Annotated in this window: 13 protein-coding genes; 6 read left to right on the plus strand and 7 right to left on the minus strand. The window is 52.4% G+C overall.

What is annotated here, in order from left to right:
• The first annotated feature begins 13 nt into the window (after nucleotides 1-13).
• Nucleotides 14-328 carry a BON domain-containing protein gene (locus ENI00_RS15055; RefSeq protein ID WP_304104163.1) on the plus strand — a complete coding sequence of 105 codons (315 nt, stop codon included), beginning with the start codon at nucleotides 14-16 and terminating at the stop codon, nucleotides 326-328.
• A gap of 11 nt (nucleotides 329-339) precedes the next feature.
• On the opposite strand, the gene mnmE is transcribed toward ENI00_RS15055, so the two are convergent.
• From mnmE to rpmH, 5 genes are all read right to left on the minus strand, one after another.
• The gene (mnmE, locus tag ENI00_RS15060) at nucleotides 340-1,743 is read right to left on the minus strand and encodes a tRNA uridine-5-carboxymethylaminomethyl(34) synthesis GTPase MnmE (RefSeq protein WP_304104165.1); all 1,404 of its coding nucleotides are present in this window, start codon (nucleotides 1,741-1,743) and stop codon (nucleotides 340-342) included.
• A gap of 105 nt (nucleotides 1,744-1,848) precedes the next feature.
• Nucleotides 1,849-3,576, minus strand: coding sequence for a membrane protein insertase YidC (yidC, locus tag ENI00_RS15065; protein ID WP_304104166.1), 1,728 nt, complete (start codon nucleotides 3,574-3,576; stop codon nucleotides 1,849-1,851).
• A gap of 4 nt (nucleotides 3,577-3,580) precedes the next feature.
• Entirely contained in the window at nucleotides 3,581-3,874 is a 294-nt protein-coding gene (gene yidD / locus ENI00_RS15070) for a membrane protein insertion efficiency factor YidD (protein ID WP_304104167.1), read from the minus strand.
• A complete protein-coding gene (rnpA, locus tag ENI00_RS15075) occupies nucleotides 3,874-4,281 on the minus strand; it encodes a ribonuclease P protein component (protein WP_304104169.1) in 408 nt (135 codons plus the stop codon). Before rnpA ends, yidD begins: the two co-directional genes overlap by 1 nt.
• A 15-nt stretch (nucleotides 4,282-4,296) precedes the next feature.
• Nucleotides 4,297-4,431: a 50S ribosomal protein L34 gene (rpmH, locus tag ENI00_RS15080; RefSeq protein WP_008172542.1), complete on the minus strand. Its 135-nt coding sequence runs from the start codon at nucleotides 4,429-4,431 to the stop codon at nucleotides 4,297-4,299.
• 672 nt (nucleotides 4,432-5,103) lie between these two features.
• Here rpmH and dnaA point away from each other — a divergent pair.
• The 5 genes from dnaA to gyrB all read left to right on the plus strand — a co-directional run bounded on the left by dnaA (nucleotide 5,104) and on the right by gyrB (nucleotide 12,731).
• Nucleotides 5,104-6,570 (plus strand): chromosomal replication initiator protein DnaA, encoded by a 1,467-nt coding sequence (dnaA, locus tag ENI00_RS15085; RefSeq protein ID WP_304104194.1) that lies wholly within the window; start codon nucleotides 5,104-5,106, stop codon nucleotides 6,568-6,570.
• A 72-nt stretch (nucleotides 6,571-6,642) separates the two neighbouring features.
• A complete protein-coding gene (gene dnaN / locus ENI00_RS15090; RefSeq protein WP_304104196.1) occupies nucleotides 6,643-7,746 on the plus strand; it encodes a DNA polymerase III subunit beta in 1,104 nt (367 codons plus the stop codon).
• A gap of 9 nt (nucleotides 7,747-7,755) precedes the next feature.
• Complete coding sequence (locus ENI00_RS15095; RefSeq protein ID WP_304104198.1) at nucleotides 7,756-9,027, plus strand: ABC1 kinase family protein; 1,272 nt, start codon at nucleotides 7,756-7,758, stop codon at nucleotides 9,025-9,027.
• A 61-nt stretch (nucleotides 9,028-9,088) separates the two neighbouring features.
• Entirely contained in the window at nucleotides 9,089-10,231 is a 1,143-nt protein-coding gene (gene recF / locus ENI00_RS15100) for a DNA replication/repair protein RecF (RefSeq protein ID WP_304104200.1), read from the plus strand.
• An 85-nt stretch (nucleotides 10,232-10,316) separates the two neighbouring features.
• Nucleotides 10,317-12,731 carry a DNA topoisomerase (ATP-hydrolyzing) subunit B gene (gene gyrB, locus ENI00_RS15105; protein WP_304104202.1) on the plus strand — a complete coding sequence of 805 codons (2,415 nt, stop codon included), beginning with the start codon at nucleotides 10,317-10,319 and terminating at the stop codon, nucleotides 12,729-12,731.
• A 95-nt stretch (nucleotides 12,732-12,826) separates the two neighbouring features.
• Here gyrB and ENI00_RS15110 read toward each other — a convergent pair whose 3' ends face one another.
• Both ENI00_RS15110 and gabT read right to left on the minus strand, forming a co-directional pair.
• The gene (locus ENI00_RS15110) at nucleotides 12,827-13,555 is read right to left on the minus strand and encodes a VC0807 family protein (RefSeq protein ID WP_304104203.1); all 729 of its coding nucleotides are present in this window, start codon (nucleotides 13,553-13,555) and stop codon (nucleotides 12,827-12,829) included.
• 97 nt (nucleotides 13,556-13,652) lie between these two features.
• Entirely contained in the window at nucleotides 13,653-14,933 is a 1,281-nt protein-coding gene (gene gabT, locus ENI00_RS15115) for a 4-aminobutyrate--2-oxoglutarate transaminase (protein ID WP_304104205.1), read from the minus strand.
• Nucleotides 14,934-14,966 lie beyond the last annotated feature (33 nt).

Genomic DNA, 14,966 nt, shown 5'->3' on the forward strand with positions numbered 1-14,966 from the left:
AGGAGAAACGGATATGGACAAGATGATGCGGTTGTTCCCAACGCTGGCAATAGCGATGTTATTAACCCTATTCGCCGGTTGCGCCTCTACTCAGACCCAGTCAGGTACAGGTGAGTATCTGGATGACACGGTGATTACGACCAAAGTAAAGACAGCAATTTTTAACGAACCAACGCTGAAAAGCGCCGAAATCAATGTCGAAACCTTCAAAGGCGTTGTGCAGCTTTCAGGCTTCGTGAGCTCCAAGGCGGATATCAATGCCGCTATCCGGGTAGCTCGTGAAGTGAAGGGTGTTAAATCAGTCAGCAACGATATGGAACTGAAATAGCCTATAAACGTTCACTTACCAATACAAAAGGATCCAAAAATCTTCCCTAGCAGTTCGTCTGGTGTGAGCTGCCCGGTGATTTCTCCCAGTGCATCCTGTGCGGCGCGTAAATCCTCGGCCAACAGTTCGCCAGCGCCATAGCCCTCAAGCTGAGCCTGGCCTTGCAAGAGACAATCCCGGGCACGCTCCAGCGCATCCAGATGTCGACGGCGAGCCAAAAAGCCGCCTTCGGTGGTACTGGCAAAACCCATGCAGTGTTTGAGGTGATCCCTCAGCACGTCCAGGCCATTGGTGGATTTTGCCGCAAGGCGTATTACCGGTGCGTTCCCGATCGATCGCTCTTTATGTTGTTCTCCAGGTGCCTCTGAAAGGCTCACCGCTTCTCCGGTTAAATCCACCTTGTTACGAATCACCGTAATCGGCGCCGACGCCGGCAGTTGATCGATAAAATCCGGCCAGATCTCGTGAGGTGTGGTTTTATCCGTGGTGGTGGCATCCACCATCAGCAGGATGCGATCGGCCTGGCGGATTTCGTCCCAGGCGCGGGCAATGCCAATTTGCTCCACTTCGTCCGGGCTGTCCCGCAGACCTGCCGTATCAATGATGTGCAACGGCATCCCATCAATGTGGATGTGTTCCCGCAAGACGTCCCGGGTGGTGCCCTCAATGGCCGTTACGATGGCCGCCTCACGTCCCGCCAAAGCGTTAAGGAGGCTGGACTTACCAGCATTGGGGCGGCCAGCGATCACCACTTTCATGCCATCGCGCAAAATCGTTCCTTGTTGCGCTTCCCCCAGTACGGCTTCGAGCTGCTTCAGCAAGGTCTGCAAATCGGTAGCAACTTTACCATCGGCCAGGAAGTCGATTTCTTCTTCCGGAAAATCGATGGCGGCTTCCACATAAATTCGTAAGTGGGTTACCGCTTCGACCAGGGTCTCGATACGCCGTGAAAACACGCCCTGCATGGATCGAACGGCGCACCGTGCGGCCTGCTCCGAGCTGCTTTCAATCAGGTCTGCAATGGCTTCTGCCTGAGCCAGGTCCAACTTGTCGTTGAGAAATGCGCGCTCTGAGAACTCACCAGGGCGGGCCAGGCGAGCACCCAGGCTGCAGACTTCGCGCAACAACACATCCAGAATGACGGTACCGCCGTGGCCTTGCAGCTCGAACACGTCCTCGCCGGTAAAGGAGTTAGGATTCGGGAAGAACAACCCGATCCCTTCATCAATAAGATTACCCTTCTGATCAAGAAATGCCCCGTAATGCGCGTACCTGGGTTTTGGCGTGTGCCCTAGCATTGCCACTGAGATTGCCCTTGCCTTCGGGCCGGATACTCGAACAATACCTACACCGGCCTGTCCAGGAGCGGTTGCGATGGCCGCGATGGTGTCTTGAGTGCCGGCGGTCGGATTCATAGAGTGTGCCTCTCACACAGCATATTGTCACGCATCTGAAACAGTAAAGGCCCCTTCACGGAGCCTTTACTGAGCTTTCTATTCATTAAGAAACGGGGCCGCTAATCAGTGTTTTTTGGCCGCCATTTCCGCTTCAATCTTACGAGTAATGTACCACTGCTGACTGATCGAAAGAACGTTGTTCACCACCCAGTACAGAACCAGACCCGCCGGGAACCACAGGAAGAAAATGGTGAAGACGACAGGCATCAGCTTCATGATCTTCGCTTGCATGGGATCCGGTGGTGTCGGATTCAAATGCATCTGCAGCATCATGCTGGCGCCCATGATAATTGGCAGTATGAAATACGGATCCATGACCGACAAATCGTGAATCCACAGCATGAACGGCGCATGACGAAGCTGAACACTCTCGAACAATACCCAGTACAGAGAGATAAACACCGGCATCTGAACCAGAATAGGCAAACAGCCGCCTAAAGGATTAATTTTCTCTTTTTTATACAACCCCATCATTTCCTGGGACATACGTTGGCGGTCGTCGCCATACAGCTCTTTTAGCCTGGTTAACTGAGGCGCAACCGCTCGCATACGGCCCATGGAGCGGTAACTGGTTGCAGACAGTTTATAAAACAGGCTTTTGACCAATACGGTCAACAGAATAATGGAGACGCCCCAGTTTCCGACAATGCCGTGGAACCAGTTCAGAACAACGAAGAGCGGCAAAGAGATAAAGAACAACCAGCCGAAATCCACCGTGCGGTCAAGGTTCGGTGCAACCGTTTCAAGACGGTCGATAATTTTCGGCCCCACGTAGGCGCGAGCCCCGATTTCCGTGGTCTGCCCCGGTGCGACGGTTGTTGCCGGATACACAAAACCCATCACATACAAAGCGCCACGACGCGTGGTCTGGAACTGCGCGGGCTGGTCCCGATCCGGGATCCAGGCTGACAGGAAATAGTGCTGCAGAAACGCCATCCAGCCATTGGTAACGGTCTGATTAATTCGGGTTTCGTCCAGATCTCCGAATTTAAACTTTTCATAGGGGTCTTCTGGAGAGCTTATTACGAGACCGAGAAACGCTTTGATACCCATGCTGGGTCCGGACGTGGGATCCGGAGCCTGGTCGCGAACAATTTTGCCAGTAAAATTAGCCTGCCAGTTTTGGTCGGATTGGTTATCGATCAGATAACGCACGCCGATTTCATAGCTGTCACGTCCAAACTGATAACGTTTGGTGATACGAACGCCGTTTTCCATGGTGTGCACAAGGTCAACGGTAAGCTCATTGTCACCTTTGGCAAGCTCGTAATTGGTGGCATCTGCTTCGTAGACCGGGGCTTTGCCATTTTTTGCGCTGTCCGGCCCGTTTTGTCCGATGAGCCCGCTTTCCAAAACATAAAACCGATCTTCGGTGTTATTGAGCAGTCTCAGTGGTTCGTTACCCTTCAGCGTTTTGTCGTAATCCAGCAGTGAGCTTCTGACCAGATTGCCGCTGACACGATCAATAACCACATCCAGCACGTCCGTTCGAACGTCTATGTACTGATCGTTTACATTGACATCGGTACTGGAAGGACTGGCGACTGACGGGCCAGTCTCCGGGGTAGCGAACTCTTCATTTGCACCGCTCGCGATGGCTTTTTCCCGGGATTTTTCACCTGGAAGCACCATGGAATCAGACCCGGAAGAACTGTTGTCTGCCTTTATGCGAGCCGTTTGTGCGACTTGTTCGGTCGGGACCGGTTGGTGATAGTCATCATTCCAGGCTAGCACCATCAAATAACTGACAACAGCCAGGCCGGCGAATAATACGATGCGTTGAATATCCATAGAGTTACTGTCTGGTCTGGGTTGTTATTGAGGAAGGGTCAACCTGCGAACAGCACTTGCTTGCGTGTGCTGGTCCGGATTGTAAAGCATCCGGTACTGGATCATAACCACCTTCCGCCCATGGATGACACGTCATCAGGCGTTTTGCAGAAAGATACAGTCCTTTCAGCGATCCGTGACGAGAAATGGCTTCCAGCGCGTATTGTGAACAGGTGGGATAGTGTCGGCAATGACTGGCCATCATAGGGCTGATGGCATACTGGTAGAAACGGATAGGGAAAAGCAAAAAACGGCGCATTAACCTGTTCCCTCGCCGGCAGCGGAGAATGTCGCCGGTTGAGATGGGGGTAGCTGATAGTACTTTTTCGCCAACCGTTGCCAAAGATCGTTCAAAGACTTTCGAACTGTTTTATTATCCAGATTCGCAAGTCCTTGTCGCCCAAGGACGATTATATCCACGCCGGGAAATTCATGGTTGTGCCTGAACGTTTCCCTGACCTGACGCTTGATCCGATTGCGTTGTACCGAAAGCTTCAGATTCTTTTTCGCAAACACAAGACCAACCCTGGCATGCCCGAGATTATTCGGGGTTGCCAGGATCAGAAAATTCTTGTGCGGAACCTTCAGCTGAACGTCGTTGAAGACGCTGCCATAGTCGGCTGGTCGCAGAAGACGATGCGATTTCGGAAAATTCAAAGCCTTCATAAGACGATCGACACATTACGCAGACAGACGTGCACGGCCTTTGGCGCGACGGCGAGAAATGACTTTGCGGCCGTTGGCAGTTGCCATACGAGCACGGAAACCGTGAACGCGTTTACGCTTCAGTACGCTTGGTTGAAACGTTCTTTTCATGGTGATTATCTCACAATTCGTGTGTTTGACATTCGGGAGTTGGTTTAAACATTAATAACCAAAACAGGAGCGGCATTCTATGCAAATTCTGTCGTGGGTTCAACGTTTATTGGTAAACGCTTATGTCAAAGCGGTATAGGACTCTGTGGATGGACGGAGTGGGTCGAAATTTCAGGAGCGGGGCCGAATAACAGTATTAATAGGTCTTTTCTAAATTCTTTTAAAGACCTATTATTACTGTTATTACACAGGCGTTTTTCTGTGGAAAAGCTAATTAAAGTACTAAAAATCAGAAATTTATAGCATTCATAAACCTGAGTAGAAGTACCTCTGAGCCCTGTGAATAAGTGGATGACGGATTGTGGAGAAAATAGGAGTGTGATGAAAGCGGCGGTTATCCACTGAATAACCCGGGATTGCGCACAGGGTTGGCGGGTGGTTATACACACAGGTGTGTGGGTAACGTAATCTGAAGAATTTTCTGTACACAAGGCTGTACATAAGTCTGCAAAATATTGAATTATAATAATATAAGTTTCCACAGGCTGTTTATGATGCCGTGTTTTCCCTTTCACTGGCGGAGCCCGCAGGTTAGAATCCTCGGTCATCTTTCGGAATCGGACAGCCCTTGTCCGATTTGAGAAATTTTTGCGTTATCGGGAGCGGACGGTCGTGCCGAACAGTATGTGGCATCAATGTCTTGAAGTACTCCGGGACGAGTTTCCCGCACAACAGTTTAATACCTGGCTCAGACCGCTCCAGTCCGATCAACGCGAGGGGCATCTGATGCTGTTTGCGCCCAATCGTTTCGTTATGGACTGGGTGAACGAGAAGTATCTTCGCCGGATAGAGGAAGTTCTCAAGGAATTGAACGGTGGCCAGGCGCCAAGAGTGGCCATGAAAGTAGGATCAGCGCCTCGAGAGAGTGAGCCGGTCATGCGCTCGGAGCTGGCGCAGCAAGGAACATCCCGACGAACTCAGGATGAATCCGGCGGCAGAGTAACCGAAGAAGAGAAAGGCGTTGCGGCGACGGTAAGCAGCCATCGCTCAACGCAGCGGAGTGCCTATGGAACGAGCGCGTCACGCAGGTCGGTTCAGGTAGAAGGCGACATCAAGCATCAGAGTTTTCTGAACGAAGGGTTTACCTTCGATACGTTTATAGAGGGTAAGTCGAACCAGCTTGCCCGGGCAGCGTCCATGCAAGTGGCTGAAAACCCCGGTGGCGCGTACAACCCGCTGTTCTTGTACGGCGGGGTAGGTTTGGGTAAGACCCACCTGATGCACGCCATCGGAAACGATATCGTACGGCGTAATCCCAACGCAAAAGTGGCGTATCTGCGATCAGAACGGTTTGTTGCGGACATGGTGAAGGCGCTGCAGCTAAACGCTATCAGTGAGTTCAAGCGATATTACCGGTCTGTTGATGCCTTGTTGATCGATGATATCCAGTTCTTTGCGCGTAAAGAACGGTCCCAGGAAGAGTTTTTTCACACCTTTAATGCGCTGCTTGAAGGAGGCCAGCAGGTGATCGTAACCTGTGACCGGTTTCCCAAAGAAATTGTGGATATGGAAGAGCGCCTTAAATCCCGTTTCGGCTGGGGTCTGACCGTGATGGTCGAGCCGCCAGAGCTTGAAACCCGCGTGGCCATCCTGATGAAAAAAGCCGATCAGGTGAATGTGAAACTCAGTAGCGAAGCCGCATTTTTTATTGCTCAGAAGATCCGTTCTAACGTAAGAGAGCTCGAAGGGGCGCTTCGTTTGGTGATAGCGAATGCTCACTTCACAGGATCTGAAATTACGCCGCCGTTTATCAGGGAAAGTCTGAAAGACTTACTGGCTCTGCATGAAAAACAGGTGAGCATTGATAACATTCAGCGCACCGTGGCCGAGTACTATAAAATAAAGGTCGCAGACCTGCATTCCAAGAGGCGAACCCGCGTGGTCACCCGGCCGCGGCAAGTGGCTATGTCGTTGTCGAAAGAGTTGACCAACCATAGCCTGCCGGAAATCGGAGACGCGTTTGGCGGCCGTGATCACACAACGGTTTTACACGCGTGTAAAAAGATCGTGGAGCTGCAGGGCACAGACCCGGGTATCCGCGAAGACTATCAGAACTTTATGAGATTGCTGACCACCTGAACCCGGAGGGCAGCATTAGAGTAGCAACACGCAAGCAACATTCATCCTTCCAACAATAGAAAGCTGAGTGACATGAAACTGACGATCAGCCGTGAATCCCTGCTCACACCGTTGCAAAGCATTGCCGGTGTCGTTGAAAAAAAGCAGACCATGCCGGTACTGTCCAATGTGCTGCTGGTAGCCGAAGACAATACACTGACCCTGACGGGCACTAACATGGAAGTTGAGTTGGTGGGACGGGTTACCCCCGTTCACATCGACCAGCCCGGGCGGATAACCGTACCGGCTCGCAAACTTTCAGATATCTGCCGGGCATTGGGAGACGAATCCCCCATCGAACTGGTGCTCGAAGGCGACCGCTTGCACGTTCGATGCGGCGCGAGTCATTTTACGCTTTCCACTTTGCCAGCGGAGCACTTCCCGAACGTCGAGGATGAGCCTGAAAGTTTTCGGCTTGAATTGCCGCAAAAGGAATTGGCGCGCATGTTTGGTGCTACGGCGTTTGCCATGGCTCAGCAGGATGTTCGCTATTATTTGAATGGATTGTTGCTGGAGGTGGATAAGGATCACGTGCGCACGGTGGCGACGGATGGTCATCGACTGGCCATGGCCCACGTTGAGTTGAATACCGGTTGTGCCGAACCGCGTCAGGTTATTGTTCCGCGTAAAGGCGTGCTGGAATTGTCGCGCCTGCTGGATGATGTAGAGACACCGGTCACCCTGGTTATCGGAGATAATCATCTGCGAGCAACCGTCGGATCCTATACGTTTACCTCGAAGCTGATCGAAGGCAAGTTTCCAGACTACAATCGGGTGATTCCACGGGGTGGAGACAAGATTGTTCTGGCAGACCGTGCCACTATGAAAAACACGCTTCAGCGGGCCGGCATTCTCTCCCATGAAAATATTCGCGGCGTGCGTTTGAATCTGGCAACAAATGAGCTTCAAGTGTTCGCCAATAATCCGGATCAGGAACAGGCTGAAGACACACTGCCGGTTGATTATCAGGGCGAATCCCTGCAGATAGGTTTTAACGTCGGCTACCTGGTGGATGTGATGAATGCGCTGGACGAGGATCAGGTGAAAATCACCCTCTCTAATCCAAACAGCAGCGCGCTGCTTGAACCGTTGAACGACAGCCGCTGTCTTTATGTGGTTATGCCGATGAGGCTTTAGGAGAAATTGATGGGCACCGTAACGAACGGGATAAAAGGCGCTTTCAGGATCGGGCAAACGCTGTCTGTATTGGGCCGTACTGGCGTGAAGTGGGTCGGGGGTGATCGTCCCCCTACTCCGCGTTTACTGCGCCAGACATTCGAGTCGTTGGGTGCCACCTACATCAAGCTGGGACAGTTCATTGCAAGTTCGCCCACGTTCTTTCCGGAAGATTACGTAGAAGAGTTCCAACACTGTCTGGATCGAACCCCCAATCTGCCGTTCGGTGTGATAAAGGGTATTATCCGTGGCGAGTTGGATCGGCCTATCGAGCAGGTGTTCTCCGAGATCGATCCGGTTGCTCTTGCGTCTGCATCCATTGCACAAGTGCACGCGGCGCGGTTGGTCACCGGCGAAGACGTTGTGATCAAAGTGCAGAAGCCCGGCGTTGAAAACATTTTGTTAACCGATCTGAATTTTCTGTATTTGTCCGCTCGAATCCTTGAAACCCTGGCGCCAAAACTTTCCTGGACATCCCTGTCGGGAATTGTGGAAGAAATCCAGCGCACCATGATGGAAGAATGTGATTTCATCAAAGAGGCGAATAACCTCAAGGTGTTTCGCAACTTTCTTCACGACACTCACAACGAAGACGCCACGGTTCCCAAAGTTTACGAGCAGGCAAGCACCCGTCGAATACTCACCATGGAACGCTTCTACGGAGTGCCGTTAACGGATCTGGAAAGTATTCGAGGTTACGCAAAAGATCCGGAGCGAACCCTGATCACCGCCATGAATACCTGGTTTGCCAGCCTTACCCAGTGTGAGTTTTTTCACGCCGATGTGCATGCGGGCAATCTGATGGTCCTTAAGGATGGACGAGTCGGCTTTATCGATTTCGGGATCGTCGGGCGAATTCGTCCGGATACCTGGGAAGCGGTCAGCGAATTCATATCGTCTGTGATGGTCGGTAACTTTGACGGTATGGCCGAAGCCATGATCCGCATTGGGATCACCAACCATACGGTGCAGGCAGACGATCTTGCCGCCGATCTGCGCAAGCTGTATCGGCAGATGGACAAGATGGTACCGGACGATGTTGTGTACAGAGCTGACCAAGCGGAAGACGATGTAAACAGCATTCTCATGGATATGGTTAAGGTGGGCGAAAGTCACGGGCTGCACTTTCCGCGGGAATTCGCCCTGCTTCTCAAACAGTTTCTGTATTTTGACCGTTACGTTCATATTCTGGCACCGGAAATGGATGTGTTCATGGACGAACGCCTCAATATGCTTCATTGAGGCTGACTTTTTAGTCAATACGTTCCATTCCTCTTGCTGCCCGCGATGAGCTGTCCTTTCTATGGCGTTGGTAAAACTTCATACCGAATTTTTTCGCAACTTGTCCTCGACCGAGCCTGTTTCGTTTTCACCGTCTTTCAATCTGATTTACGGTGCTAACGGAAGCGGAAAAACAAGCGTGCTTGAAGCTATAGGTTATCTAGGCCTGGGGCGATCCTTTCGGATTAGCCGTCATCAGGCCATTGTTCAGCACGGGCAACAACGATTTACGGTATTTGGCGGCCTGGATCACGGGCTTGATAAGGAACGCAACGCTGAATCTCCTTCGGAAAAAAACCTGGCCCATCGTTTGGGGCTTTCCCGCGACGTTGCCCAGAAGGAGACCACACTTCGAGTTGACGGTGAGAGTGTGCGAAGCCTGTCCTCGTTGGCAATGCACTTACCGGTTTCCGTGATTGACCCAGGCGTGTTCGATATTGTGGCCGGCGGACCGGGGAAGCGCCGCCAGTTTCTCGATTGGGCGGTGTTCCACGTGGAACCTTCCTTTGCGGCAAGCTGGCAGCAATGTCAGAGAGTGACATCGCAGCGGAATCAAACGCTGAGAAATGGTAGACTAGACGAAACCATGTTACGCATCTGGGATGCACAGTACGCAACACTGAGCGAAAAGATCAGCGAAGCTCGAAAAGCTGCTTTTGAGCAATTCAAGAGTGCGTTTAATAGCCTGGTTCATCAAGTGAACGTGGACTGGATGGAGGGCATGACGCTGGAGTTCTATCCCGGGTGGGATACCAGTCAATCGTTAATAGACGTACTGGTCCGCCACAGGGAACAGGAAATCCGTATGGGGCACACGCTTTATGGGCCGAACCGTGCAGACATCCGGATCAAATTTCAGGGGAGACCGGTCGCAGAAACCTTTTCTCGAGGCCAACAGAAAACCCTCGTTATTTTGATGAAAATTGCCCAGAGCATGGTGTTGAACGATCTTGGGAAGCAGGTCAGTTTTCTGATTGACGATATCAATGCCGAACTGGATGAGGGCCATAGAACCATGCTGGCCCGTAAGCTACAGGAATTACGTTGCCAGGTATTTATGACCTCCATTGAACACCCGAATCCTGGGTCGCTATGGCGGGGTGAGACAATACCTGATTATCAAATGTTCCACGTGGAACATGGCAAATTATTGAAGGAAGAATAAACCCGGCTTATCAAATCCCCTTAGTGTCCGCCGTGATGCGGTTTTAAGGAGAGCGCGCTGGCCCTTACGCTTCAGGAGTTTCTTAATGAGTGAATCGACCTACAATTCAACCAGTATCAAAGTTCTGAAGGGGCTTGATGCGGTGCGAAAACGGCCAGGGATGTACATTGGCGATACGGATGACGGTACCGGCCTGCACCACATGGTGTTCGAACTGGTGGATAACTCCATCGATGAAGCTTTGGCAGGCCACTGCACCGAAATTGGCATTATCATTCATCCGGACGAGTCGGTGAGTGTTCACGATAACGGTCGGGGCATTCCCGCCGATATCCATGAAGAAGAAGGTGTATCCGCCGCCGAAGTTATTATGACCGTGCTCCACGCCGGTGGTAAGTTTGATGATAACTCCTACAAAGTTTCCGGTGGCCTTCACGGTGTAGGCGTCTCGGTGGTTAACGCACTGTCTTCAGCCTTGACCTTGACCATCCGTCGGGACGGCAAGGTGTATGAGCAGATGTACACCCACGGCGTGCCTAACGCGCCTTTGGCGGAAGTAGGCGACACAGAAGCATCTGGCACCCGGGTTCACTTTATTCCTTCGCCGGAAACGTTTACCCACATCGAATTTCACTATGACATCCTTGCCAAGCGCATCCGGGAACTGGCGTTTCTGAACAGCGGTGTGCGTATTCGCCTGACAGACGAGCGCAGTGGCAAAGAGGAGGTCTTTCAGTACGACGGCGGTTTGCGGGCATTTGTTGAGCATCTAAACGCAAACAAAACGCCTATCAATCGGGTGTTTCACTTCACCCGCGAGCGCGAAGACGGCATTGTGGTGGAAGTTTCCATGCAATGGAACGATGCGTTCCAGGAGAACATCTACTGCTTCACCAATAATATACCCCAGCGTGATGGCGGTACTCACTTGGCTGGCTTTCGTTCAGCCCTTACCCGTTCCCTGAACACCTACATTGAAAATGAAGGCTTGGGTAAAAAGGCCAAGGTAAGCACGTCTGGCGACGATGCACGGGAAGGTTTGACGGCTATCATCAGTGTGAAGGTGCCCGACCCCAAGTTTTCTTCACAAACCAAAGACAAACTGGTGTCTTCGGAAGTGAAAACGGCGGTTGAACAAGAGCTCTATCAGAGCTTTGCAGCGTATCTTCAGGAGCAGCCAAGCGAAGCCAGGCTCATTGTTAATAAAATGATTGACGCGGCCCGGGCGCGCGAAGCAGCGCGCAAGGCTCGTGATATGACCCGGCGCAAGGGCGCTCTGGATATCGCAGGGTTGCCGGGCAAGCTGGCAGACTGCCAGGAGAAAGACCCGGCCCTCTCCGAACTGTTCATAGTGGAGGGTGATTCAGCCGGCGGCAGCGCCAAACAAGGCCGAGACCGCAAAACCCAGGCGATTTTGCCGTTGAAAGGCAAGATCCTGAACGTAGAGAAGGCGCGCTTCGACAAGATGCTGTCCTCCGCCGAGGTGGGCACACTCATCACAGCGCTGGGGTGTGGTATCGGCCGGGAAGAGTTCAATCCGGATAAGCTTCGGTATCACTCCATCATTATCATGACGGACGCCGACGTGGACGGTTCGCACATCCGCACGCTGTTACTGACGTTCCTTTTTCGCCAGATGCGCGAAATTATCGAGCGTGGTCATGTGTTTATTGCAATGCCACCGCTTTACAAAGTAAAGCGCGGCAAGCAAGAACAGTACCTGAAGGATGAGAAAGCAAAAGAAGCGTATCTCACCCAAACCTCCCTGGAGGGTGCACAGCTGTACGTGAACCCGGAGGCGCCCGCGATCAAGGATTCTGCCCTTGAGACGATGGTGAAAGATTACCAGGCGGTGATGACAATGATTACCCGTTTGTCCCGCGCGTACCCTGCGAAAGTGCTGGAACAAATGCTCCACAACGACACCCTGAAGGCTGAGCATCTGAAGGATGAGCAAACCGTGGGAGCGTGGGCTCGTCGCCTTGGTGACGGGCTGGATGTGGATACCCGAACCGGAACCAAGTACACCTTCTCGGTTACCAGAGACTCCGAGCGTGGCCTTTATCTGCCCAAGGTGACCATCTACGTGCACGGCATTCCCCACGAGCACGTGTTCGGTCATGACTTCTTTGATTCACCGTCCTATGGCTCGATAGCGCGACTGGGCGAGACCCTGAACGGGCTGATAGAAGAGGGTGCCTACATTCAGCGGGGTGAGCGCAAGCAAACAATATTGTCGTTTGAGGGCGCGCTGGACTGGCTGATGAAGGAGGCCCAGCGAGGCCTGAACATTCAACGCTACAAGGGTCTGGGAGAAATGAATCCGGATCAGCTATGGGAAACGACCATGGATCCTGAAAGCCGCCGGATGATGAAAGTGAAGATTGATGACGCCATAGCGGCAGACCAGATTTTCACGACTCTGATGGGCGATGACGTTGAGCCTCGTCGTAACTTTATCCAGAGTAACGCGCTGGCAGTGAATAACCTGGATATTTGATGGCTCTCTTATAACGTGTTAATAAGTAATAAAAAAGCGGCCAGAGCATCATTGCTCTGGCCGCTTTTTTTTGATCTGAAAAGGCGTTTGTTGAACTACTGCGCTTTTTCCTTATCCGCGAGTTGAGGTGCCATCACCTCTTCCAGAGTAAAGCCGGTCAGGCGGCGTATGGTTCTCCAGAGGTAATAGAAGATAAGCATCATCATCACCATTGAAGGGATCGCGATCATTGGGTAACTCACCAGGGTCATTCGGCCCAGTTCTTCGTTAAACGCCTGAGTGCCAGAGGGACTGACCACAATCCAGCGCGCAAGCACGTAGTTCATTACCGATGAGAACAGAAAAGTGGCGGCAAAAAAGTAGCTGGCTTTTAATAGCCGCTCTTCAAACTGGCCAACACAATTCTTCGCTTCCAGTGCCCCGTGAATCTTTCCCACGTTTAGCACGTTCGGGTTATAGAGCAGTGTGCGAACTAACGGGTACTTCGTACGGGTAGAAACCAGCACAACCAGCCCGATAATCGCGGGGATCGCGGCTTCTTTTACGGCCAGCCAACCGGCGTCCAGCTCCAGCAAGCCAATGCCACCTGTAAGCCCGACACTCACCAAGCCCAGTAGCGCGATAAAATTTTTCTTTTTGTAGCGAATCAGCTCGAACAAACCCCAACCCAGGGGGAACGCCAGGCCCAATATCAGGGCGTTAACGCTGCCAAGGTATTGGTCGCCGCTGAGTTTCATCAGAATAACGGAGGGAATGACAATACTGACCAGCAGATCAACCCAGGGCCTGGGCTTGTGGTCGGACGCAGTCTTCGGTGAGGTCATGATTCTGCCTGGTTGTGAAACGACTAGAGGCAGTATACGACGAACGCCATAAAAAAACCGAACCCGGAGGTTCGGTTTTTGACAAGCGGTAAACGTATCAGGCGCCTGCTTCCTTCAGGCACTCCTCAACAATCGCCAGGCCTTCTTCAAGGATGTTGTCCTGGATAGTCACCGGCATCAGAAAGCGCAGACTGTTACCGTACATGCCGCAGCTCAGCAAGATAAGGCCTTTTTCTTTGGCCTTTTTGGTAATCGCAGCAGCCAGCTCTGGCACGGGCTTGCGGCTTTCCTTGCTTTCTACAAGTTCGAACGCAGCCATAGAACCGAGGCATCGAACATTGTCCACGTGAGCGAACTGCTCCTGCCACTTGTCAAAGCGCTGTTTCAGCTTCTCGCCCAAACGTTGGCTCTGGCCCAGGATGTCTTCTTCCTCGAACACTTCAAAGACCGCCAAGCCAGCGGCGCAGGCTGTGGGGCTACCGGTATAGGTGCCGCCCAGGGAATTCGGGCCTGAGGCATCCATGTGCTTATCCGTGCCCACAATCGCCGAAATGGGCATGCCGTCAGCCATGCTCTTGGCCATGGTCATCATATCCGGCTGCACGCCACTGTGCTCAATGGCAAACATCTTGCCGGTACGGCCGAAACCGCTTTGAACTTCATCGACAATCATCAGAATGCCGTGTTCATCGCATATCTCGCGAATTTTCTTGAGGAAACTCGCAGGCGCAGCGTAGAACCCGCCTTCACCCAGCACCGGCTCAATAACAATGGCTGCAGTGTGGCTTGGGGGAGAGTCTGCCTTCATGGCCATCATCAGACCGCGTATGGCTTCGTCTTCACTGACGCCGTGATAAGGCACCGGATAAGGCGCACGGTACACGGTTCCCGGCATGGGGCCGAAGTCGTTCTGGTACGGAGCTGCCTTGCCGTTCATGGCCATGGTCATGAAGGTACGGCCGTGATAGCCGCCATCAAAGCAGATAACGTTGGTGCGGCCGGTGGCAGCACGGGCAATTTTGATGGCGTTTTCCAGTGCTTCTGCGCCGGAGTTAGCCAGCATAACTTTGGCATGCCCTTTCACCGGTGCAACTTCGCTCAGCTTCTGTGCCAGGCGTACATAACCCTCATAGGGCATGACCGTCTGGCAGGTGTGCATGAGCTTATCCAACTGGGCTTTTATGGCTTCAACGACTTTTGGGTGCCGGTGTCCGATGTTCAGCACACCGATGCCCCCGGCAAAGTCGATCATGCGCTTACCGTCGGCATCCCACAATTCCGAGTTGGTTGCGTGGTCGGCAAATTGCTCATTAGGGCTTGCCACACCCGCTGCCACATAGCGTTCTTTGAGTGCTTGCAATTCTTTATTGCTGCTCACTTTGGCATTCTCCCTGTGTCTAAGATTCGTCAG

Origin of the sequence: Marinobacter antarcticus (assembly GCF_011049865.1) — a bacterium.
Taxonomy (GTDB): Bacteria; Pseudomonadota; Gammaproteobacteria; order Pseudomonadales; family Oleiphilaceae; genus Marinobacter; species Marinobacter antarcticus_A.

Coding starts and splice junctions, on each gene's coding strand:
- ENI00_RS15055 (WP_304104163.1), top strand. CDS start 14: ATGGACAAGATGATGCGGTTGTTCCCAACGCTGGCAATAGCGATGTTA.
- mnmE (WP_304104165.1), bottom strand. CDS start 1,743: ATGAATCCGACCGCCGGCACTCAAGACACCATCGCGGCCATCGCAACC.
- yidC (WP_304104166.1), bottom strand. CDS start 3,576: ATGGATATTCAACGCATCGTATTATTCGCCGGCCTGGCTGTTGTCAGT.
- yidD (WP_304104167.1), bottom strand. CDS start 3,874: ATGCGCCGTTTTTTGCTTTTCCCTATCCGTTTCTACCAGTATGCCATC.
- rnpA (WP_304104169.1), bottom strand. CDS start 4,281: ATGAAGGCTTTGAATTTTCCGAAATCGCATCGTCTTCTGCGACCAGCC.
- rpmH (WP_008172542.1), bottom strand. CDS start 4,431: ATGAAAAGAACGTTTCAACCAAGCGTACTGAAGCGTAAACGCGTTCAC.
- dnaN (WP_304104196.1), top strand. CDS start 6,643: ATGAAACTGACGATCAGCCGTGAATCCCTGCTCACACCGTTGCAAAGC.
- ENI00_RS15095 (WP_304104198.1), top strand. CDS start 7,756: ATGGGCACCGTAACGAACGGGATAAAAGGCGCTTTCAGGATCGGGCAA.
- recF (WP_304104200.1), top strand. CDS start 9,089: ATGGCGTTGGTAAAACTTCATACCGAATTTTTTCGCAACTTGTCCTCG.
- gyrB (WP_304104202.1), top strand. CDS start 10,317: ATGAGTGAATCGACCTACAATTCAACCAGTATCAAAGTTCTGAAGGGG.
- ENI00_RS15110 (WP_304104203.1), bottom strand. CDS start 13,555: ATGACCTCACCGAAGACTGCGTCCGACCACAAGCCCAGGCCCTGGGTT.